General features: G+C 69.9%; 1 pseudogene. It reads right to left on the minus strand.

Annotation, left to right across the window (positions count from 1 at the left end):
• A pseudogene (locus AC06FP_RS16870) lies at window positions 1-259 on the minus strand (methyl-accepting chemotaxis protein); the annotation flags it as partial.

Here is a 259-nt window from a genome sequence, read left to right on the forward strand (position 1 = left end):
CGCCGCGGTTTCCTCGAGATTGGCGGCCTGCTGCTCGGTACGGCGCGACAGGTCGTTGTTGCCGGTGGCGATCTCCGAGGCGGCCAGGTTGATGCTGGAAGCCGCCTGCTGGATGCGGCCGACGATCGAGGTCAGCTGCGCCACGGTGGCATTGGCATCGTCGCGCATCCGCGCGAACACGCCGTGGAAGTCGCCGTGCATGCGCGCGGTGAGGTCGCCGCGGGCGATGGCCTGCAGCAGGGCCGAGACCTCGGACAGA

This window comes from Stenotrophomonas sp. Steno-Z2 (assembly GCF_056393235.1).